At 65.9% G+C, this 21,102-nt stretch carries 18 protein-coding genes; 11 read left to right on the plus strand and 7 right to left on the minus strand.

Features of this window, described 5'->3' with window-relative positions:
• The first annotated feature begins 42 nt into the window (after positions 1-42).
• From A7X65_RS36195 to A7X65_RS36210, 4 genes are all read left to right on the plus strand, one after another.
• Positions 43-1,068 carry a class I fructose-bisphosphate aldolase gene (locus A7X65_RS36195; protein WP_063694172.1) on the plus strand — a complete coding sequence of 342 codons (1,026 nt, stop codon included), beginning with the start codon at positions 43-45 and terminating at the stop codon, positions 1,066-1,068.
• A gap of 3 nt (positions 1,069-1,071) precedes the next feature.
• Positions 1,072-1,761 (plus strand): thiamine phosphate synthase, encoded by a 690-nt coding sequence (locus A7X65_RS36200; RefSeq protein WP_063694173.1) that lies wholly within the window; start codon positions 1,072-1,074, stop codon positions 1,759-1,761.
• 8 nt (positions 1,762-1,769) lie between these two features.
• Complete coding sequence (locus tag A7X65_RS36205) at positions 1,770-2,852, plus strand: tetratricopeptide repeat protein (protein ID WP_063694174.1); 1,083 nt, start codon at positions 1,770-1,772, stop codon at positions 2,850-2,852.
• 86 nt (positions 2,853-2,938) lie between these two features.
• Entirely contained in the window at positions 2,939-3,730 is a 792-nt protein-coding gene (locus A7X65_RS36210; RefSeq protein WP_063694175.1) for an inositol monophosphatase family protein, read from the plus strand.
• Between the two features lie 26 nt (positions 3,731-3,756).
• Here the strand turns inward: A7X65_RS36210 and A7X65_RS36215 are convergent, their stop codons facing one another.
• The 4 genes from A7X65_RS36215 to A7X65_RS36230 form a co-directional block, all read right to left on the minus strand.
• A complete protein-coding gene (locus A7X65_RS36215) occupies positions 3,757-4,881 on the minus strand; it encodes an AAA family ATPase (RefSeq protein ID WP_063694176.1) in 1,125 nt (374 codons plus the stop codon).
• A gap of 171 nt (positions 4,882-5,052) precedes the next feature.
• The gene (locus A7X65_RS36220) at positions 5,053-8,211 is read right to left on the minus strand and encodes a multidrug efflux RND transporter permease subunit (RefSeq protein ID WP_063694177.1); all 3,159 of its coding nucleotides are present in this window, start codon (positions 8,209-8,211) and stop codon (positions 5,053-5,055) included.
• A gap of 6 nt (positions 8,212-8,217) precedes the next feature.
• A complete protein-coding gene (locus A7X65_RS36225) occupies positions 8,218-9,411 on the minus strand; it encodes an efflux RND transporter periplasmic adaptor subunit (RefSeq protein WP_145668366.1) in 1,194 nt (397 codons plus the stop codon).
• A 230-nt stretch (positions 9,412-9,641) separates the two neighbouring features.
• The gene (locus A7X65_RS36230; RefSeq protein WP_063694179.1) at positions 9,642-10,661 is read right to left on the minus strand and encodes an SAM-dependent methyltransferase; all 1,020 of its coding nucleotides are present in this window, start codon (positions 10,659-10,661) and stop codon (positions 9,642-9,644) included.
• Positions 10,662-10,929: 268 nt separating this feature from the next.
• On the opposite strand from A7X65_RS36230, the gene A7X65_RS36235 reads away from it, so the two are divergent.
• From A7X65_RS36235 to A7X65_RS36250, 4 genes are all read left to right on the plus strand, one after another.
• A complete protein-coding gene (locus tag A7X65_RS36235; RefSeq protein ID WP_063694180.1) occupies positions 10,930-11,958 on the plus strand; it encodes a hypothetical protein in 1,029 nt (342 codons plus the stop codon).
• A gap of 162 nt (positions 11,959-12,120) precedes the next feature.
• Positions 12,121-13,149, plus strand: a complete 1,029-nt coding sequence (locus tag A7X65_RS36240) for a peptidoglycan -binding protein (protein ID WP_063694181.1) — start codon at positions 12,121-12,123, stop codon at positions 13,147-13,149.
• Positions 13,149-13,595 (plus strand): GNAT family N-acetyltransferase, encoded by a 447-nt coding sequence (locus A7X65_RS36245; RefSeq protein WP_063694182.1) that lies wholly within the window; start codon positions 13,149-13,151, stop codon positions 13,593-13,595. The genes A7X65_RS36240 and A7X65_RS36245 overlap by 1 nt, the downstream gene beginning before the upstream one ends.
• A gap of 73 nt (positions 13,596-13,668) precedes the next feature.
• Positions 13,669-13,890: a hypothetical protein gene (locus A7X65_RS36250; protein ID WP_063694183.1), complete on the plus strand. Its 222-nt coding sequence runs from the start codon at positions 13,669-13,671 to the stop codon at positions 13,888-13,890.
• Between the two features lie 343 nt (positions 13,891-14,233).
• Here the strand turns inward: A7X65_RS36250 and A7X65_RS36255 are convergent, their stop codons facing one another.
• A complete protein-coding gene (locus A7X65_RS36255; protein WP_063694304.1) occupies positions 14,234-16,084 on the minus strand; it encodes an ABC transporter ATP-binding protein/permease in 1,851 nt (616 codons plus the stop codon).
• Between the two features lie 197 nt (positions 16,085-16,281).
• On the opposite strand from A7X65_RS36255, the gene rpmE reads away from it, so the two are divergent.
• Positions 16,282-16,509: a 50S ribosomal protein L31 gene (gene rpmE, locus A7X65_RS36260; RefSeq protein ID WP_063694184.1), complete on the plus strand. Its 228-nt coding sequence runs from the start codon at positions 16,282-16,284 to the stop codon at positions 16,507-16,509.
• Positions 16,510-16,675: 166 nt separating this feature from the next.
• Here the strand turns inward: rpmE and rcdA are convergent, their stop codons facing one another.
• Positions 16,676-17,185, minus strand: coding sequence for a protease adaptor protein RcdA (gene rcdA, locus A7X65_RS36265; RefSeq protein WP_063694185.1), 510 nt, complete (start codon positions 17,183-17,185; stop codon positions 16,676-16,678).
• A gap of 594 nt (positions 17,186-17,779) precedes the next feature.
• On the minus strand, positions 17,780-17,971 hold the full coding sequence (locus A7X65_RS36270) for a DUF1192 domain-containing protein (protein WP_063694186.1): 192 nt from the start codon (positions 17,969-17,971) through the stop codon (positions 17,780-17,782).
• A gap of 274 nt (positions 17,972-18,245) precedes the next feature.
• On the opposite strand from A7X65_RS36270, the gene metG reads away from it, so the two are divergent.
• Both metG and A7X65_RS36280 read left to right on the plus strand, forming a co-directional pair.
• A complete protein-coding gene (metG, locus tag A7X65_RS36275; protein WP_063694305.1) occupies positions 18,246-19,925 on the plus strand; it encodes a methionine--tRNA ligase in 1,680 nt (559 codons plus the stop codon).
• A 67-nt stretch (positions 19,926-19,992) separates the two neighbouring features.
• The gene (locus A7X65_RS36280) at positions 19,993-20,991 is read left to right on the plus strand and encodes an NAD(P)H-quinone oxidoreductase (protein WP_063694187.1); all 999 of its coding nucleotides are present in this window, start codon (positions 19,993-19,995) and stop codon (positions 20,989-20,991) included.
• Positions 20,992-21,102: the final 111 nt, after the last annotated feature.

The following is a 21,102-nucleotide window of genomic DNA, read 5'->3' on the forward strand; positions in this document are numbered from 1 at the left end:
TTTTCACAGGCAAGGGCAGAATCGTTTTGGGAGGACCTCTCGATGAATCTGACTGAGCTCAACAAGGTCGCGACCGCCATGGTCGCGCCGGGCAAGGGCATCCTTGCCGCCGACGAATCCTCCGGCACCATCAAGAAGCGCTTCGACGCGATCGGCGTGGAATCGACCGAAGCCAACCGCCGCGACTATCGCGAGATGCTGTTCCGATCGAAGGAGGCCATGAGCCAGCACATCTCCGGCGTGATCCTCTATGACGAGACGATCTGGCAGGATGCCAAGGACGGCACGCCGCTGGTGAAGCTGATCGAGCAGAGCGGCGCCATTCCCGGCATCAAGGTCGACGAGGGCACGCAGGCCCTGCCGATGTGCCCTGGTGAGTTGGTCACCGTCGGCCTCGACAAGCTCGCCGAGCGGCTGAAGAAATATTACGAGCGCGGCGCGCGCTTCGCCAAATGGCGCGCGGTGATCGATATCGCCGGCGGCATTCCCTCGATGACCGCGATCAGCGTCAACGCCCATGCGCTGGCGCGCTATGCCGCGCTGTGCCAGGCCGCGCAGATCGTGCCGATCGTCGAGCCGGAGGTGCTGATGGACGGCGACCACGACATCGACCGCTGCTATGAGGTCACCCAGCGCGTGCTCAACAAGACGTTCCAGGAATTGCGCGTCCAGCGCGTCGCGCTCGAAGGCATGGTGCTGAAGCCGAACATGGCGATCTCAGGCAAGAAGTGTGCGAAGCAGGCCTCGGTCGAGGAAGTCGCTGAGAAGACGATCCGGCTGCTCAGGACCTGCGTGCCCGCGGCCGTACCCGGCATCGCCTTCCTCTCCGGCGGACAGTCGGATGAAGAAGCGACCGCGCATCTCAACGCCATGCACAAGCTGGGGCCGCTACCCTGGGGCCTGACTTTCTCCTACGGCCGCGCGCTGCAGGCAGCCCCACAGAAGGCCTGGTCCGGCAAGGCCGAGAACGTCGCGGCCGGACAGCGCGCCTTCAGCCATCGCGCACGCATGAACGGCCTCGCCTCCAAGGGCGAATGGCAAAGCAGCCTGGAACAGAAGGCAGCCTAGATCTTGTCGAACAAACCGCTTCCGCCACGCCCGGCGCCGCGCCTCTACCTCGCGACGCCCGTCGTCGATGATCCCGCTGCGCTCGTCACCGAGCTGCCGGGCCTGCTCGCCTCCGCCGATGTCGCGGCCGTGCTGCTGCGGCTGAAGGAGACCGACCAGCGCACCATGACGTCGCGCATCAAGGCCTTCGCGCCGCCGGTGCAGAAGGCGGGCGCCGCGCTGCTCGTCGAAGGGCATGCCGAGCTGGTCGCGCGCGGCGGCGCCGACGGCGCGCACCTGCCGGGCATCGCCGCGCTGAAAGAGGCGCTGCCATCGCTCAAGCCCGATCGCATCGCCGGCGTCGGCGGGCTGACGACGCGGCACCATTCCATGGATGCGGGCGAGATGGGCGCAGACTATGTGCTGTTCGGCGAGCCCGATGCGAAGGGGCAGCGGCCGTCGGCGCAGGCGATTGCCGAGCGGCTGGACTGGTGGGCCGAGCTGTTCGAGCCGCCCTGCGTCGGCTATGCGACCTCGCTGGAAGAGGCCCACGACTTCGCCGCCAGCGGCGCCGATTTCGTGCTGGTCGGCGAGTTCATCTGGGCCGATCCGCGCGGGCCCAAGGCTGCGCTGATCGAAGCCGATGCTGCGATCAAGAAGGGCTTTGCGACGGCGCTTGCTGGCCAGGATCCTGCCGGTCAGGGGCACGGCTAGCACCCGACATGAACCTTCCGCGCATCACCATTCTGGCCACGCTGCTGCTCACTGGGCCCGCGGCGGCGCAGCTCCAGATCACGCCGCCGGCCACGACGCCGAGCCCTCCGGCCGAGAAGCAGAAGCCCAAGGCGCCTCCGCCCGCCAAGAAGAAGGAGGCGGCGCCGGCGCCGAAACCTTCGGCCTCGCCCAAGCCGGCCGCGTCTCCAAAACCTCAACTGCCCGCAACCGTCATCCCTGCCCCGCCGGCCGACACGCCCGGTGTCGACCTGGTGTTCGGCGCCTATCAGCGCGGCCAGTACAAGACGGCGTTCGACCTCGCCACCGCCCGCGCGCAAGCCGGCGACCCCAAGGCGATGACCATGCTGGGCGAGCTCTACTCCAACGCGATGGGCATCCGCCGCGACTACGCCAAGGCGCTCGAATGGTACAAGCGTGCCGCCGACGCCGGCGACCGCGAGGCGATGTTCGCGCTTGCCATGCTCCGCATCTCGGGCCGCGGCGGCCCCGTGGACAAGGGCGAGGCGGTTAAGCTGATGGCGTCCGCCGCAAAGCTCGGCGAGCCCAAGGCGGCCTATAACCTCGCGCTGCTCTATCTCGACGGCCAGACCCTGCCGCAGGACGTCAAGCGCGCCGCCGAGCTGCTGCGCCAGGCTGCCGATGCCGGCCTGCCCGAGGCGCAATACGCGCTCGCGACCTTCTACAAGGAAGGCACCGGGGTCCCGAAGGACCCCGAACGCGCGGTGCGCCTGCTCCAGGCCGCCTCGCTCGCCGACAATGTCGATGCCGAGGTCGAATATGCCATCGCCATGTTCAACGGCACCGGCACGCCGAAGAACCAGCCGGCCGCTGTCGCGTTGCTCCGCAAGGCATCCCGCCAGGGCAGCGCGATCGCGCAGAACCGCCTCGCCTGGGTGCTGATCAACGGCATGGGCGTGCCCGCGGACAAGATCGAGGGCTTCAAATGGCACCTTGTGGCCAAAACCGCCGGCAAGGGCGATCCGGACCTCGACAAGCAATTGTCCGATCTGCCGGCCGAGGACCGGGCCAAGGTCGAGGCCGCCGCCCGGAAATGGCTCGGGACCAAATGACTTGACCTTGCGGCCCCCGCAGGGCACCCAATCTCCCAAACAGGCGCGATTTCGCGCCAATTCCCCCGATCAAGACGCAGAAGCCCATGCTGTATTCCGCAACTATCAACGTCATGGTCAAGGCCGCGCGCCGCGCCGGCCGCAGCCTCAAGCGCGATCTCGGCGAGATCGAGCACCTCCAGGTCTCGCTGAAGGGGCCGGCCAATTTCGTCTCGCTCGCGGACAAGCGCGCCGAGGAGATCCTCTACCAGGACCTCGCCAAGGCCCGTCCCGGCTACGGCTTCATCGGCGAGGAAGGCGGCATGCGCGAGGGCACCGACAAGAGCCACACCTGGATCGTCGACCCCCTGGACGGCACCACCAACTTCCTGCACGGCATCCCGCAATTCGCGATCTCGATCGGCCTAGCCCGCGAGGGCACGGTGATCGCGGGCGTGATCTACAACCCTGCCAATGACGAGCTCTACATTGCCGAGCGCGGCAAGGGCGTCTTCCTCAACGACCAGCGCCTGCGCGTTGCCGGCCGCCGCCAGCTCAACGAATGCGTGGTGGCCTGCGGCCTGCCCCATATCGGCCGCGGCGACCACGAGGAATTCCGCCGCGAGATGATCGCGATCCAGGACCGCGTCGCGGGCCTGCGCCGCTTCGGCGCCGCCTCGCTCGACCTCGCCTTCGTCGCTGCCGGCCGTCTCGACGGCTACTGGGAGCGCAACCTGCAATCCTGGGACATCGCCGCCGGCATGCTGATGGTGCGCGAAGCGGGCGGCACGGTGTCGGGCGTTCTCGGCAATGACGATCCATTGCTGACCGGGCACGTGGTGTGCGGCAACGAGTTCGTGCACGGCGAGCTGATCAAGATCTTGAAGCAGCCGGCGTAGCAATACGGCGGCTTGATCGGCCGCGGCTAAGAGTCGTCTTCGTCATCCTCGTCGCGGTACTCCCCGCCGGTGGTCAGGCCCTCGATCGCCGTGGCGCCTTTCGACTTGACGACCCGGCGAAGCGGGACCGAACTCTCGCTTCGCAACGCCTCCATCAACAGTTCCGAATGGGTGACGATCCAGATGTCGGCGCGGCGCGATGCCTTGGCGATCAGCCGGGCCAGTGGCGCCAGCAGCGACGGATGCAAGCTGGTCTCGGGTTCGTTCAGCGCGATGAACGGCGGAAGCCGGTAGCCCATGAACACCACGAGCAGGCAAATGTATTTCAGCGTCCCGTCGGATAATTCGTGAGCCCTGAACGGCCGCGGCATATCGGTCAGTTGCAGATCAAATTCACACAAACCACCTTGTTCCCATGCGCGGAGCTCCGCGCCCGGAAACGCATCCTCGATTGCGTCCTGCAAGTCGTTGGCATCTTCCCGAATGGTGTAGAGTGTCGCCAGAGCCGCGGCCAAATCCGTCCCGTCGGCACTGAGTGAAGGCGTCGTTATCGCCAGACAGGGCTTTCGTAGCGATGACACCGGGTCAGTGCGGAAGTCGTGATAGAAACGCCAACCCAGCATTGCGTTTCTGACCAAATCGATTTCCGGACATTCATTGCTATCGGAAAAGCCCGCGAGCGCCGTCTCGGACGGCAGCACCGCATCCTTGTGACTGCTCCATGCGCCGCTCTCGCCGCGCACGCTGACGAGCGAGTTCTTCCGCTCCATCAGCTGGACCGTTCGCCTGCCCTGGGTCGCCTCGATGCTTTCGGACTTGATCATCGGCTCGCCGGCAAACGCCGCCTCGAGCGGGCCGGGAAATCCGATTTCGATGGAATATCTGATACGGTCGAACCTGGCCGACAACCGCAGTCGCCCATCTTCGCCGCGCTTGCGCATGCCGGACCAGCAGACCGAATTCAATCCGCCTTCGTCGGCGATCGTGCGCGTGATCCGTCCGGTTGCCGCGTCGCGCAACAGCGACAAGGATTTGTAGAGATTGGACTTGCCGACACCATTCTCGCCCACAAACACGGACAGAGGGTGGATTGGTATGGTGAGCCGACGAATAGAGCGATAGTTCGAGATCGCAATTTCGGTCAGACGCATCACATGCTCTCAAATCGGCAGGCCGTGCGCATTCGCGGTGCGGAGCGAAATGCACATCGCTTCAATCCAGGGATGCAGTCTGGATCGGCACTTCCGATAAAGCAAGCGAACGCCCGTCCGACGTCGCGTGGCACGGCATCGGTCCTGAATCAATCAGGACCGATCCGCCGTTCAGTGGCCGGCCCTTGCCGGCGCCGGCGGCCCATACGCCTCGACCTTGTTCTCCGCCTTCTCGCGATCTCCCGCCAGCACGCGCTGCACGGAAACGAAGAACACCGGCACCATCAAGAGCGCCAGGATCACCACCGCGATCATGCCGCCCATCACGATGCTGCCGAGCGCCTGCTGGCTGGCGCCGCCGGCGCCGTGGGCGATGGCCATCGGCAGCACGCCGCAGATGAAGGCAAGGCCCGTCATCAGGATCGGGCGGAAGCGCAGGCGGCAAGCTTCCATGGTGGCTTCCACCAGCGGCTTGCCCTCTTTCCGCAGATCCTTCGCGAACTCGATGATCAGGATCGCGTCTTTCGCCGCGAGGCCAATGATCGTGATCAGGCCGACGGTGAAATAGACGTCGTTGGGCAGGCCGCGCAGCATCGCCGCGGCAACCGCGCCGACGATGCCGAGCGGCACGGTGAGCAGCACCGCGAGCGGGATGGTCCAGCTCTCGTAGAGCGCGGCAAGGCACAGGAACACCACGAACACCGAGAGCGCGAGCAGGAACGGCGCCTGCGAGCCCGACAGCTTTTCCTGCAGCGACTGGCCGGTCCATTCGTAGCCGAAGCCGCGCGGCAGCTTGCCCGCGAGCCGTTCCATCTCGGCGATGGCATCGCCCGAGGTGAAGCCGGTCCTTGCTTCGCCGGAGATGCGCACCGCCGGATAATAGTTGAAGCCGGCGATCTGCGTCGGGCCACGCGCCCATTCCACCGTGGCGAAGGAGGAGAACGGCACGAGCTGGCCGCGGCTGTTCTTGACGTTGTAGTTGAGGATGTCCTCGGTCCGCATGCGGTCGCGCGCATCCGCCTGCACCACGACGCGCTGCATGCGGCCGCGGTTCGGGAAGTCGTTGATGTAGTTCGAGCCGAGATTGGTCGAGATCGTGTTGTTGATGTCCTCGAAGGTGACGCCGAAGGCGCCGGCCTTCTCGCGGTCAATCACGAGATTGACCACGCCGGCTTCAGGCAGGCCTTCGATATAGACCTTCTGCAGCACCGGGCTCGCATTGGCTTCCGCGATCAACTGGTCGGCGGCGCGCATCAGGGCCGGATAGCCCTTCTGGCCGCGGTCCTGCAGGCGGAACGAGAAGCCGGAGGAATTGCCGAGATTGTCGATCGGCGGCGGCTGCAGCGCCGAGATCTTGGCGTCGCGGATCGACGAGCCCAGATCGCGGTTGATGTCGTTGACGATCGCCGCGGCTGAATCCTTCGGTCCGCGCTCCGACCAGTCCTTCAAGGTGATGAAGGCCTGCGCGGTGTTCATGCCCTGGCCGGAGAAGCTGAAACCGGTGAGGAAGGTGACGTTGTCGACGCCGGGCCGCTGCGCGAGATACTTCTCGACCTTCTCGATCACGGCCTCGGTGCGGGCATAGGACGAATCCGACGGCGTCTGCACGTCGGTGGTGACGAAGCCCTGGTCGTCGATCGGCAGGAAGCCGCCGGGCAGGCTGACGAAGGCCCAGGACAGGCCCACCAGCAGCGCGACATAGACCATCATCAGGCGGCCGGTGCGCTTCAGCGAGAAGCCGACGGTGCGGGAATAACCTTCCTTGCCGCCTTCCAGCATGCGGTTGAACCAGCCGAACACGCCGCGCTTGGCATGGCCGTGACCGGCTGTGACGGGCTTGAGCAAGGTCGCGCACAGCGCCGGCGTCAGCGACAGCGCGAGGAAGGCGGAGAAGCCGATCGCGGCCACCATGGTCACCGAGAACTGGCGGTAGATGATGCCGACCGAGCCGGGGAAGAACGCCATTGGCACGAACACCGCCATCAGCACCAGCGTGATGCCGATAATGGCGCTCGAGATCTGCGACATCGCCTTGCGCGTCGCCTCCTTGGGCGGCAGGCCCTCCTCGCTCATGATGCGCTCGACGTTCTCGACCACCACGATGGCGTCGTCGACGAGGATGCCGACCGCGAGCACCATGCCAAACATCGAGAGCATGTTGATGGAGTAGCCGGCGAGCAGCAGCGTGGTACAGGCGCCCAGCAGCGCCACCGGCACCACGATGGTGGGAATGATGGTGTAGCGGATGTTCTGCAGGAACAGGAACATCACCACGAACACCAGCACCACGGCCTCGACCAGCGTCATCAGCACCTTCTTGATCGAGGCCTCGACCACGGGCGTGATGTTGTAGGGGATCTCGTAGGCGATGTTGGCCGGGAAGAAGCGCGACAGCTCCTTCATCTTCTCCTCGACCGCGCTCGCGGTCGCCAGCGCGTTGCCGGTCGGCGACATCAGCACCGAGAGACCGGCGGTCGGCTTGCCGTCGAGGCGGGTGTTGAACTGGTAGCTGAGGCCGCCGACCTCGACGCGTGCGACGTCGCGCAGCCGCACGGTCGAACCGTCGGCATTGGCGCGCAGGATGATGGCGCCGAACTCGTCGGGCGAGGAGAGCTGGCCCTTGACCAGCACCAGCGCCGAGGTGCGCTGGCTCGAGGTCGAGGGCTCGGCACCGATGCTGCCCGAGGCGACCTGCGCGTTCTGTGCGGCGATCGCCTTGTTGACGTCGTCGGCGGTGAGCCCATAGCCGACCAGCTTCGCCGGATCGACCCAGACGCGAAGCGAGCGCTCGGTGGAATAGAGCGTGGCGCGGCCGACGCCGGGAATGCGGCGGATTTCACCGAGCACGTTGCGGATCATGAAATCGCCGAGGCCGACCTCGTCGAGGCTGCCGTCGGTCGAGTTCAGCGTAATGATCTGCAGCACCGCGCTGGAGGCTTCCTCAATCAGAATGCCCTGCTGGATCACCGCGCGCGGCAGTCGTGCCTCGACGCGCTTGATGCGGTTCTGCACCTCGACCGAGGCCGCGCTGGTGTCGGTGCCCGGCTGGAAATTGGCGATGATCTCGACCTGGCCGAGCGAGTCGCTGGTCGATTCGAAATTGAGGATGCCGGAGGCGCCGTTGAGCTCCTCCTCGATCAGCCGCGTGACGCTGTTGTAGAGGTTTTCCGGCGAGGCGCCGGGATAGCTGGTCGAGATCGAGATCGAGGGCGGCGCGATGATCGGATACTGCGCGATCGGCAACAGCGGCACGGAGATCGCGCCGATCAGACAGATGAACAGCGCGACCACCCAGGCGAAGATCGGCCTGTCGATGAAAAAGCTGGCCATGGCGCGTTACCGCGTCAGCTTCTGGGCGTGCCGGTTGTCCGCGGTCGCATCCGCTTCCGACCAGGATTGCGGCTTGACCCTGTCGCCGGCCGCGAACTTCTGGAAGCCTTCGACCACGACCTTGTCGCCGGCCTTCAGGCCTTCGGTGACGAACCAGAGTCCGTCCTGCACCGAGCCCGTGCGCACCGGCTGCACGGCGATGTGGTTGTCGTCCTTGACGACGAACACCTCGCTGCCGCCGCCGCCATTGCGCTGGATCGCCTGCTGCGGCACCGCGATCGCGTCGGAATCGAGCCCCTGATCGATGCGGACGCGCACATACATGCCCGGCAGCAGCTCGCGCTTGGGATTGCGGAACTCGCCGCGCAGCGTCACCTGCCCGGTATGGGCGTCGACCTTGGCGTCGGAGAACAGCAGCTTGCCGTCGAGCGAATAGAGCGTGTTGTCGTCGAGCACGAGGCGCACCTTGGCGGCATCGGCCGCGATGCGCTCGAGGTCGCCGCTCTCGAAGGCGCGGCGAAGCTGGTTGAGCTCGGTCACCGACTGGGTGAAGTCGGCATAGATCGGATCGAGCTGCTGGATGGTGGCGAGATTGGTCTCGTTCTGGACCACAAGTGCGCCCTCGCTGACGATCGCCGCACCGACGGTGCCGTCGATCGGCGCGCGCACGGTGGCGTAATCGAGGTTGAGCTTGGCACGCGCGAGCTCGGCCTTGCGGCCCTCGACCTCGGCATGGGCCTGGCGCTCGCCAGCCACGGCCTTCTCGTTCTCGGCCTCGGGCGCGGCGCGCTGGCTGGTCAGCGTGGCGATGCGGTGCGCCTGCTGCCTGGCCTGCATCAGCGCGGCCTCCGACTTGGCGAGCGCGGCCTCGTTGGCCATCACCTCGACCTCGAACGGACGCGGATCGATACGATAGAGCGGATCGCCGGCCTTCACCTCGCTGCCCTGGCGGAACAGGCGCTCGACCACGATGCCCGACACGCGCGGCCGCACGTCGGAGACGCGCGTCGGCGCGATGCGGCCCGGCAGCTCGCGCACCACGGCGCGCGGCTGCGGCTTGACGACGACGACGCTGACGTCAGGGTCGGCCGGCGGGGCGGCAGAGATGGCCGAGTTCGATTCCTCGCAAGCGGCGAGCAGCGGCGCAAAGGCCGCGAGCATCATTGCAACGCATGCCGATCGCGCACGAAGTCCTGACATGTTGGTTAAGTGCCCCGATGTTGTTGAAACTGGTCACGCTGCGCCGGCCCGTTCTGGGCGATTTGCGCGCGGCTGATGCCGTCAAAATAGAGGGGACCTGCTGCGACGCAACGCATGGTGCGGGCGGCTCAATGTCACACGACCTATCGTGCTGACTTTTAGAGGCTTTTCGGGACTCACCGGATTGTGAGTCGGGTTCCATCGCGGCGTGCTGCGACGGAATATCGCAATCACTCGGCGGCCTTCATCCGGTACTGGCTGACGCCCCATTCGGTTCCGTCGGCATAGCCGAACAGGCCCGATGTCACCAGGAGCAGCCAGCGCCAGCGCCGCATCCACATTGCGGTCTCGTCACCATGGACCTCGCGCAAGGCGGCCTCGATGTCCTCGCGGCGCGCGTCGAAATTGGCGAGCCAATCGTTGGCGGTGCGCTGATAATGCGTTCCGCTCCAGCACCATTCCTTCTCGACCGCGAAGATGTCGTCGAACTGCCTGACGAGGTGATGGCTCGGCATCAGCCCGCCAGTGAAGACGTGCTGCGCGATCCCGTCCTCGCGATCGGTCCGGTCGAACAGATGAGAGCCGGTGCGATGCGTGCCGATCTGCATGAAGAAGCGCCCCTCGGGCGCAAGCCACGACTGCAGGCGCGTCATCAGCTTGCGCCAGTTCATCATGTGCTCGAACGTCTCGACCGAGACGATGCGGTCGAACTGCGCCTCGGGCGCGAACACGTTCATGTCCGCGGCGACCGCGCGCAGGTTCGACAGCCCGCGCAGCCGCGCCTCCTCCTCGACGTAAGCGCGCTGGGTCTGCGACATCGACACCGCGGTCACCGTCGCATGCGGAAACTGCCGCGCCATCCACAGCGACAGCGAACCCCAGCCGCAGCCGAGATCGAGGATGGTCTGGCGGTCGGCAAGACCCGCATGCTCGACGGTCTGGCGCAGCGCCTCCTCCTCCGCCTCCTGCAGGGTGGTTGCGTCGGTCTTGTAGAAGCAGGACGAGTATTTGCGGTTGGGACCGAGCACCTGTGCAAAGAAGGAAGCGGGCACCGCGTCATGCCCGGCATCCGCCTCCCCTGCGATCGGCCGCAGCATCATCCGCCCGGCGACGGTGGCATCGTCGGGCACGTCATGCGCCGCCAGGCCGGTTGCGGTGCGGGAGCAGAGGCGCTGGATTGCGGCCCGGACCACCACGTCCGGCAGGGGCACACGTTCGGCAGTCCCGATGATCGCGGACACGACACTCATGCGACCACTCCCTGGTGAGGTTTCGTGGACGGTGGAGGGAAGTACACGGGCAGAAGAACGGGGAAGCGCCGGCGACAGGCCGGGGCAGCCACAGGGCGGCGACGGCCTGCGGGATGCCGAAGACTTGCAAATGACGACTTATCAAAGCGCAATTTCCGCTTCGGGTTCCGGGCGCTCTCCACGAAATCGGCGCATCCGGCGCTTTTTTTGGGCCGGGCCTGTGCCATAGTGCGCCCCGCAATCACGTTCGTAACGGATGATACCGGCCATGCCGTCTGGCGCCTCGCCCCGCTCCTCCATCGACATCGACTATACCAAGCTGTCCTCGCCCAGCGTTTTCCTGGTCCGGATGCTGGTCTTCCTGGTGCTGTGCACGCTGGTGGGCGTGGTGCTCTACAAGCAGATCATCCAGGCCTTTTTCGCCAATCCGGGCCTCAACGCCCTGATCGGGGCAGTGCTGTTCATCGGCATCGTGCTGGCCTTCCGCCAGGTCATCCGGCTCTACCCCGAGGTCTCCTGGGTCAACAATTTCCGCATCGCCGATCCCGGCCTCGCCCCGGCCCGCCACCCGAAGCTGCTGGCGCCGATGGCGATGATCCTGGGCGGCGAGCGCACCGGGCGGATGTCGATCACCCAGACCACGATGCGGCACCTGCTCGATTCGATCGCGACGCGCCTCGATGAAGCCCGCGACATCTCCCGCTACATGACCGGTCTTCTGGTCTTCCTCGGCCTGCTCGGCACCTTCTGGGGCCTGATCGAGACGGTCGGCTCGGTCGGCAAGGTGATCGACGGGCTCAAGGTCGGGGGCGATTCCGGCGCGCTGTTCGACACGCTGAAGGAAGGCCTCGCCGCCCCGCTCGGCGGCATGGGCATCTCGTTCTCGAGCTCGCTGTTCGGCCTCGCGGGATCGCTGATCCTCGGCTTCCTCGATCTGCAATCGAGCCAGGCGCAGAACCGCTTCTACACCGACCTCGAAGACTGGCTCGCCACCACCGTGCGCGAATATGGCCACGGCGACGTGCCCGTTGCCGCGGCCGTCGGCGGCGGCGGTGGGGTGGCCAGCGGCGAGCTTCAGGCCGCTGTCGAGCGCCTGCGCTCGGTGCTCGAGGAAGGCAGCACCGGCCGGGGCACCACGGCCGCGATGGCAAGCCTTGCCGAAGCGATCCAGGCGCTGGTCTCGCACATGCGCACCGAGCAGCAGATGATCCGCGAATGGGCCGACGGCCAGGGCGAGCAGAACCGCGAGATCCGCCGCCTGCTGGAACGGATCGCGCGCCAGCCCGAGAAGGGATGAAGACTGGACGAAGGTGTCTCGTGCCCCGGACGCAGCGCAGCACGAAGTGATGCGTTGCTGAGCCGGGGCCTAGTACCTTCCGAGCGATAATGGGTCCCGGCTCTGCGCAGCAGCGTTAGCACGCTGCAGCGCGTCCGGGACGCGGAGAGAACGGAGATGTAAATGGCTCTAGCGCGCGGCCGCCGCAGCGAAGGCGCCTTCAACTACTGGCCCGGCTTCGTCGACGCGCTGTCGACGCTGGTGCTGTCGATCGTGTTCCTGCTGTCGGTGTTCCTGGTGGTGCAGTTCTTCCTGTCGCAGGAGGTGACCGGCAAGGACAAGGCGCTGGAGCTGCTCAACGCCAAGATCGCGCAGCTCAACGAGCTGTTGTCGCTGGAGAAGCTCGGCAAGCTCTCACTCGACGACCAGGTCTCGCAATTGAAGGCGGGCCTTGCCTCGGCCGAGACCGAGCGCGACCGCATCAAGGGCCTCTATGACGGCCTCGCGGCCGCCGGCAACGACGCGCAAGGCAAGACCACCGAGCTCGGCAAGGCGCTGGATTCGGAGAAGGCGGTGTCGGCGCGGGCACTGGCGCAGATCGAAGTGCTGAACCAGCAGATCAGCGCGCTGCGCCGGCAACTGGCGGCGCTGGAGGAGGCGCTGGACGCATCCGAGAAGCGCGACAAGGAATCGCAGAACCGGATCGCCGATCTGGGCTCGCGCCTGAACGTGGCACTGGCGCAGCGCGTGCAGGAATTGTCGCGCTACCGCTCCGAATTCTTCGGCCGCCTGCGCGCCATCCTCGGCAACCGCCCCGACATCCGCATCGTCGGCGACCGCTTCGTGTTCCAGTCCGAGGTGTTCTTCGATACCGGCCAGGCGGTGCTGCTGCCCGAGGGCCGCGCCGAGCTTGACACGCTGGCGACCGCGCTGATCGAGCTCGACAAGAAAATCCCGAGCGACATTCCCTGGGTGCTGCGCGTCGACGGCCACACCGACGTGCGGCCGGTGAGCGGCGCGAACTTCAAGTCGAACTGGGACCTGTCCGCGGCACGCTCGATCTCGGTGGTGCAATATCTGATCTCGCTCGGCGTGCCCGCCCAGCGCCTGGTCGCCGCCGGCTTCGGCGAATTCCAGCCGCTCGACACCGGCAACACGGAAGAGGCCTTCAGGCGCAACCGCCGCATCGAGCTGAAGCTGACGGAGCGGTAGTGAGCGCGATCCACCTCCGCCCCTACCGCGTCGAGGACGAAGCCGCCTCCATCGACCTCTGGCATCGCACCTGGCAGCAGGCCTATCCGCAGATCGACTTTGCCGCGCGGCTGGATTGGTGGCGCGAGCGCTGGCGCAAGGATCTGGTGCCGAAGGCCCAGATCGTGGTGTCCGAGCAGGACGGCGCGCTGACCGGCTTCGTCACCATCGACGGCGAGGGCTATCTCGACCAGCTCGTGGTCGATCCCGCGCATTGGGGCTCGGACGCGGCCAGGCTGCTGGTGGACGAGGCCAAGCGGCTGTCGCCATCAGGCGTCACGCTGCTCGTCAACAAGGACAATTCCCGCGCCATCCGCTTCTACGAGCGCAACGGCTTCGCCCATGCCGGCGACGATGTGAATCCGACCTCGGGCCGGCCGGTGCTGAAGATGATCTGGCGGGCGTGACGCCTGTCACTTAGGGATCCCGCAGCGCCCGTTATTCGTTGTGTCAGCGATGGCACGCGGATGGAGAGGATCAATGAAGCTGAGCGAGCTGACCAAGGGGTCTTCCGTCCTTCTCGGCGTCATCGTCGCCGGATACCTGTCTACGACCTATGTCGACCAGCGTTTTGCTAGGCCGGTCAAGACGGCTGGTGTCCCATCGAACGGCCCCGAACCATCGGCCTGTGTCGGAGACGATGGCAGCTGGAAGAACTGGCCGTGGCCGAACGTGCCGGCGCTGTCGCCCAAGTGCAAATAGACCCGCGCAAATAGACCCCGCGAGCACGCTAGGGTGTGACGGGAAGCTCTCCCCGCACGTCATTGCGAGGAGCTCTTGCGACGAAGCAATCCAGAGTCTTTCCGCAGCACGATTCTGGATTGCTTCGCTGCGCTCGCAATGACGAGATTGTGGGACGAGCTCGCCGCGTTCTCGCTGTCATCACCCGCCTTGTGCGCGGTTGCGCACTGGGGCGGGTGATCCAGTACTCCGAGACAGTGAGGTCTAAGCCGAGGAGCCGCGGCGTACTGGATTCCCCGCCTCCGCGGGGAATGACACCGTTGTTGTGGTGGCGACCACCGAACCACACGCCCCTCGAAGAGCGCTACGCCCCCTCGAACTGCAGCCTCGCAAGCCGCGCATAAAGCCCGTTCGCGGCGACGAGCTCGGCATGCGTGCCCTGCTCGACGATCTTGCCGTGCTCCATCACCAGGATGCGGTCGCAGGACAGCACGGTGGCGAGGCGGTGGGCGATCACGAGCGTGGTGCGGTGGCGCATCAGCTCTTCCAGCGCGGTCTGCACCAGCGTCTCGCTTTCGGCGTCGAGCGCGGAGGTGGCTTCATCGAGCAGCAGCAGCGGCGCATCGCGCAGGATCGCGCGGGCGATCGCGATGCGCTGGCGCTGGCCGCCCGACAGGGTCACGCCGCGCTCGCCGAGCGGGGTGTCGAAACCTTCGGGCAGGCGGCGGATGAATTCGGCGGCATGCGCGAGCTCGGCGGCGCGCTCGACCTCGGCATCGGTCGCATCCGGCCGGCCAAAGCGGATGTTCTCGCGGGCGCTCGCGGCGAACACGTTGGACTCCTGCGGCACTAGCGCGATGCGGGAGCGGAAGTCGCGCGGATCGGCGGACTTCACCGGCACGCCGTCGAGCGATATCGCGCCGCTGCGCGGATCGTAGAAGCGCAGCAGCAGATGGAAGATCGTGCTCTTGCCGGCGCCGGAGGGACCGACGATGGCGACCTTCTCGCCGGGGCGCACGGTGAACGACACGGCATCGAGCACGTTGACGTCGGGCCGCGCCGGATAGGAGAAACTGACGCGGTCGAAACCGACCTCGCCGCGCGCCGGCACCGGCAGCGCGCGCGGAGACACAGGCGCAGCGATCTCGGGCTTCACATGCAAAATCTCGAACAGGCGCTCGGCAGCGCCGGAGGCCGCCGAGACCTCGCCCCAGACCTCGCTGAGCTGGCCGAGGCCGGCGGCCGCGAACGCGGCATAGAGCACGAACTGGCCGAGCCGGCCCGGCGTGATGGCGCCGGTCAGGACGTCGTGCGAGCCGATCCAGAGGATCGCGACCACGCTCGCGAACACGATGAAGATGATGATCGCGGTGAGCACGGCGCGGGCCTGGGTCGAGGTGCGCGCGGCTTCATAGGCCTGCTCGACCTCGCCGCCGAAACGCTTCTCGGCGAAATTCTCGCTGGTATAGGCCTGCACGGTGCGGATGGCGCCGACCAGCTCGCCCGCATAGGCGGAGGCGTCGGCAAGCGTGTCCTGCGCGTTGCGCGACAGCCGCCGCACCCAGCGCCCGAAGGCGACCAGCGGCAGCACGATCAAGGGTATCGCCAGCAGCACGAAGCCCGACAGCTTCGGGCTGGTGATCACCATCATCGCGGCGGCACCGAAGAACATCATCAGGTTGCGCAGCGCGATCGACACCGAGGCGCCGACGGCGGACTTGATCTGGGTGGTGTCGGCGGTGAGGCGCGAGATCAGCTCGCCGCTGCGCGCGGAATCGAAGAAGGAGGGCGAGAGCGACAACAGATGCGCGAAGACGTCACGCCTGAGATCAGCGACGATGCGCTCGCCGATCGTCATCACGAGGTAGTAGCGCGCGGCGCTCGCCAGCGCGAGCACGGCGACGACCGCGATCATCACCGAGAAGTAGCTGTTGATCAGCTCGATGCCCTCGGGCGTCAGGCCGAAATCGATCATCCGGCGCACCGCCACAGGCACCAGCAGCGTGGTCAGCGCCGCGATCGTGAGCGCGACGAAGGCGAGCGCGGCCCGGCCGCGATAGCGGCTGACATAGGGCGCGAGCGCCACCAGCGGCCGCAGCTTGGCGCGGCCCTTGGCCGGCTGCTCGATCAGCTCGGCCTCGATCGAGGGGGCATCCGCAGGCGCGGTGTCGCGGCCGTCGCGGTACTGGTCGTCAAGCCGTTCCACAGCGCTCATGATCGGACCCAAGGAGACAATTACCCCCACATAGGCCGGTGCAGGAGGAGTGGCAAATCCGGGATGTCCCTTAGGGGACGGCCCGGTTCTCAAGTGCCCGCAATGGCTTGTTTTAGGGGGCTTCGTGGGGTATAGACCCGGCCAAATCCGTCATTCGATAGTCACTCAAGCCGGGCGCCGGGCGCCGAGGAATTGCCATGAAAGCCGAAATTCATCCGAATTATCATACGATTACGGTCGTCATGACGGACGGAACCGAGTACCAGACCCGCTCCACCTGGGGCAAGGAAGGCGACAAGCTGCACCTCGACATCGACCCGAAGTCGCACCCGGCCTGGACCGGCGGCAACGCCCAGATGCTGGACCGCGGCGGCCGCGTCTCGCGCTTCCAGAAGAAGTTTTCGGGCTTTCTCAAAAAGGATTGATCCGGCCCGCAAGGCTGGAGACGAAAAACGCCCCCGGAGAGCCGGGGGCGTTTTTGTTTTGGGGGCACCGTCATTGCGAGGAGCACTTGCGACGAAGCAATCCAGACTGCCTCAGCGGAGGCCTTCTGGATTGCTTCGCTTCGCTCGCAATGACGGGGGCTAGAGCTTACCGCTCGAACGCGGCCTTCAGCGCGTTGAGGTGCGGCACCAGCGGGTTGCCGATCGCGACGTGCTCGGTCGGCCCGGTGTGGATCGAGGTGTCGAGGCGGCGGACGCGGGTCTGCAGGCTCATCGAGCGATGGATCAATTCCTGGAGCTGCGAGGGCAGCTTCTCGATGGTGTCGGAGGGACCGGGATCGGCGGCGGTCAGCTTGACCTTGGTCTTCTCGCGGTTGGCCTGCACCAGCGTCATCTCGCCTTCCTTCACCGCGCGATGCAGCAGCAGCCACGATGCGAGCTGCATCAGGCGGGTGGTGAGACGCATGCTCTCGGTTGCGTAGGTGAGGCTGACGGCACGGTCGAGCGCCTTGGCTTCGGCGCGGCCGGCACCGTCGAGATAGGCAGCGGTCTCTTCGACGAGGTCCATGCCCTCGCGGAACAGCGCGCCGAACGCCGCAGAATTGGTGAACCGCTCACTGAGTTGAACGAGAGCGCCTTCGGCCTGCAAACGTTCCATGGTTAACGCCCCTTACGCAACTGTTTACCCGTCCGGCTTTGGCGCCGGATTATGATGAACAAATCATTGCGCGGGCGAGGCGCCGAGTCCAGCGACAAGCGCGGATATGGTTTCCGCGGGTCATTCCTCGGAATTCAACCTGTGAGAGACGCTCGTTTCGGCGGGTTTTCCCGGCTCGAAAACGCCCTGGACCAAAAAAAGAGCCGCCGGAGACCGGCGGCTTTGAAAGTTGATAACAGGGAGGCGTCAAACAGAGTGGACAGGAGCCACTCGGTGTCCAAACGAGGACGGTTCCAGTCATAAACCCGAAAGCTTAATCGACGGTAAACGAGCGATTATTTTGAGAGTTCGTTAGCCATGTCGGCCAGTGACCGAGTGCGGTGCGGAACGAACTGTCCGTCATGCCCGGGCTTGGCCCGGGCATCCACGTTCTTGCTGGCGGCAATTGGGACGAAGCTCGTGGATGGCCGGGACGAGCCCGGCCATGACGACGTGGAAGGCGACGACGCGCGATAGTCTTGTGTGGGGCTTGGGTCCCGGTTCTGCGCAGCAGCGCTTGCGCGCCGCAGCGCGCCCGGGACACGAGAGAAGGCCCTACGACTTGAAAAAACTGTTCGCCGCATCGCGCGAGGCGCGCTTCTTGCTGGCGGCTTCTTCCAGTCTTGCGATCTCGGTCTTCAGGAGGGCGACGCGCTCGGTCAGCTCCTCCACCGACAAGAGTGAGAGATCCTGTCCGATTTCATGGCTGATCTTCTTGCGCGGGCGGTCGTCGTCTTCGGTTGCCATGGATCCTCCCGGGCGGTCCTGCCCCGCACCACGCCGATGTGGCGCTGTCCGAGCCAAAATGGTATCGCTGCTACGCAAGGAGAATTTGCAGTGACTTTCGCGAGCGCGCAACACCTGACGCGAATGCCCCGGCCCGACCGCAAGGAGGATGACCGGACGGGATAAGTGCGCGTCCACGCGCGTGAGGCATGAGCCGACCCCAAGCCCTTCCGATCATGCGGGAGGGCTTTTGATTTTTCCGGTCGGCATCACCCAAACGCGAAAGACCGCAGTCATGACCAAAATTCTCATCACCAGCGCCCTTCCCTACGTGAACGGCGTCAAGCATCTCGGCAATCTCGTGGGCTCGCTGTTGCCTGCCGACGTTCATGCCCGCTTCAGGCGGCAGATCGGCGACGACGTGCTCTTCATCTGCGCCACCGACGAGCACGGCACGCCGGCCGAGCTCGGGGCTGTGCAAGCCGGACAGGACATCCGGAACTTCTGCGACACGCAGCACGCCGTCCAGGCGGACATCTACCGCCGCTTCGGCCTCTCCTTCGACCATTTCGGGCGGACCAGCTCGCCGCAGAACCGCGCGCTGACGCAGCACTTCTATCGCAGGCTCGACGATGCCGGACTGATCGAGGAACGCGCGTTGCAACAGGTCTGGTCGCCCATTGACGGCCGCTTCCTGCCGGACCGCTACGTGCTCGGCACCTGCCCGCATTGCGGCGACACGTCCGCGCGCGGCGATCAATGCGACCATTGCGGCACGCTGCTCGATCCGCCGGAGTTGATCGACCCGCGATCTGCGCTGTCGGGCGACCGCGCGCTGGAAATCCGGGACAGCCGCCATCTGTTCCTGCGCCAGTCGCAGCTCGTCGGCGCGTTGAGCGCCTGGATCGACGACCGCTCCGGCTGGCCGGCCTTTGTCGTCTCGACCGCGAAAAGCTGGCTCACGGCCGATCTGCGCGACCGCTGCATCACGCGGGATCTCGCCTGGGGCGTTCCCGTTCCGCGCGACGGCTTCGAGGACAAGGTATTCTATGTCTGGTTCGACGCGCCGATCGGCTACATCGCCGCAACCCAGGAATGGGCCGCCGCCGCGCCGGGCCGTGACTGGCGAACATGGTGGTGGCAGGCCGATGACGTCAGCTACATCCAGTTCCTCGGCAAGGACAACATCCCGTTCCACACCGTGAGCTTCCCGGCGACGCTGATCGGCTCGCACGAGCCTTGGAAGACCGTCGATATCATCAAGGGATTCCACTGGCTCAATTACGAGGGCGGCAAGTTCTCGACCAGCCGCAACCGCGGTGTCTTCACCGACCGTGCGCTGGAGGAATTGCCCGCCGATCTCTGGCGCTGGTGGCTGATCGCCAACGCGCCCGAAAGCGCGGACACCGATTTCGTTGTCACGAAGTTCGTCGCCGACGTGAACAAGGATCTCGCCGACATCTTCGGCAACCTCGTCAATCGCATCGTCAGCTTCGCCCATCGCGCCTTCGACGGCCGGATTCCGGAGGGCGGCGCGCCTGGCGAAGCCGAGCACCTGCTCGCACGCGAGCTGGAGCACCGTATCGCGACGCTGCGACGGCATCACGAGGCGCTCGAGTTTCGTGCCGCGGCGGCCGCAACGCGCGCGATCTGGGATGTGGCGAACGCCTATTTGCAGCACGCCGCGCCGTGGACGGCCCTCAAGTCGGATCCGGACCGCGCGGCGATCGTGACGCGGACAGGCCTCAATCTCGTCGGCATCTGCGCCGTGCTGGCGTGGAGTATCGTGCCCGGACTCTCGGAAAGCGTGCTGCGCGCCTTCGGTCGCAACGACTCCGTTCCGGACTGGCCCAATGGCTCGCTTGCGGACTTGCTCGATGGCGGTGCCGGAAAGGTGATCGCGCCGATCGGTCCGCTGGTCGAGAAGATCTCACCGGAGCGAGCAGGCCATCTGGCGGCGCGGTTCGGGTCTTAATGTCGTTTCACTTCGGCGGAAAAAGGCGATATGCCATCCGCCGATCCCATTCGCTCAAGGACACATCATGGACAAGCTGCCCGCGCAAATGACCGTGGTCGCCATCTCGAAGCCCGGCGGACCGGAGGTGCTGGTGCCGGAACAACGGGCAGTGCCGCAGCCGGGTCCCGACGAGATCCTGGTCAAGGTCGAGGCCGCCGGCGTCAACCGGCCCGACGTGGCGCAGCGCTCCGGCGCCTATCCGCCGCCGCCCGGCGCCAGCGACCTGCCTGGCCTCGAGATCGCCGGTGAGGTGGTCGCCGTCGGCAGCAACGCCAAGCGGCACAAGGTCGGCGCCAAGGTGATGTCGCTGGTCGCCGGTGGCGGCTATGCGCAGTACTGCATCGCCCAGGACGGCCAGGCCATGAGCGTACCGCCGTCACTGTCGATCAAGGAAGCCGGTGCGCTGCCGGAAACCCTGATGACGGTCTGGCACAACGTGTTCGAGCGCGGCGGCCTCAAGGCCGGCGAGACGCTGCTGATCCATGGCGGCTCCTCCGGCATCGGCACCATGGCGATCCAGCTCGCCAAGGCGTTCGGCGCCAAGGTGTTCGTCACCGTGGGATCGCAGGACAAGGTCGATGCCTGCCTCAAGCTCGGTGCCGACCGCGCCATCAACTACAAGACCGAAGACTTCGTCGCCGTGGTCAAGGAAGAGACCAACAAGGCCGGCGTGAACCTGATCCTCGACATGGTCGCCGGCGACTATGTCGATCGCAACTATGACGCCGCCGCGGTCGACGGCCGCATTGTCCAGATCGCGACCCTCAACGGCCCCAAGATTACCGCCAACATCGCCAAGGTGATGGTCAAGCGCCTGACCCATACCGGCTCGACGCTGCGCCCCCGTAGTAATGCGGACAAGGCGGCCATGGTGGCCGCAATCGAGGCCAATGTGATGCCGCTTTTGCGCGACGGCCGCGTCAAACCACTGATGGACAGCTCTTTCCCGCTGGAAAAGGCCGCCGACGCCCACCGGCGCATGGAAACGAGCGCACATATTGGCAAAATTGTGTTGGAGGTCTAGGCCAGCGGCCCACCGGAGATGCCGGAAACCCTTTGATTTTCCTCGCTTTCGTGGCATCTATCGCGACGCGCCGAACCAATTCTGTCCGGTGTGAAATCGTCTTCTTCTGAA

The sequence above is a fragment of the Bradyrhizobium stylosanthis genome (genome assembly GCF_001641335.1).
Lineage (GTDB): Bacteria > Pseudomonadota > Alphaproteobacteria > Rhizobiales > Xanthobacteraceae > Bradyrhizobium > Bradyrhizobium stylosanthis.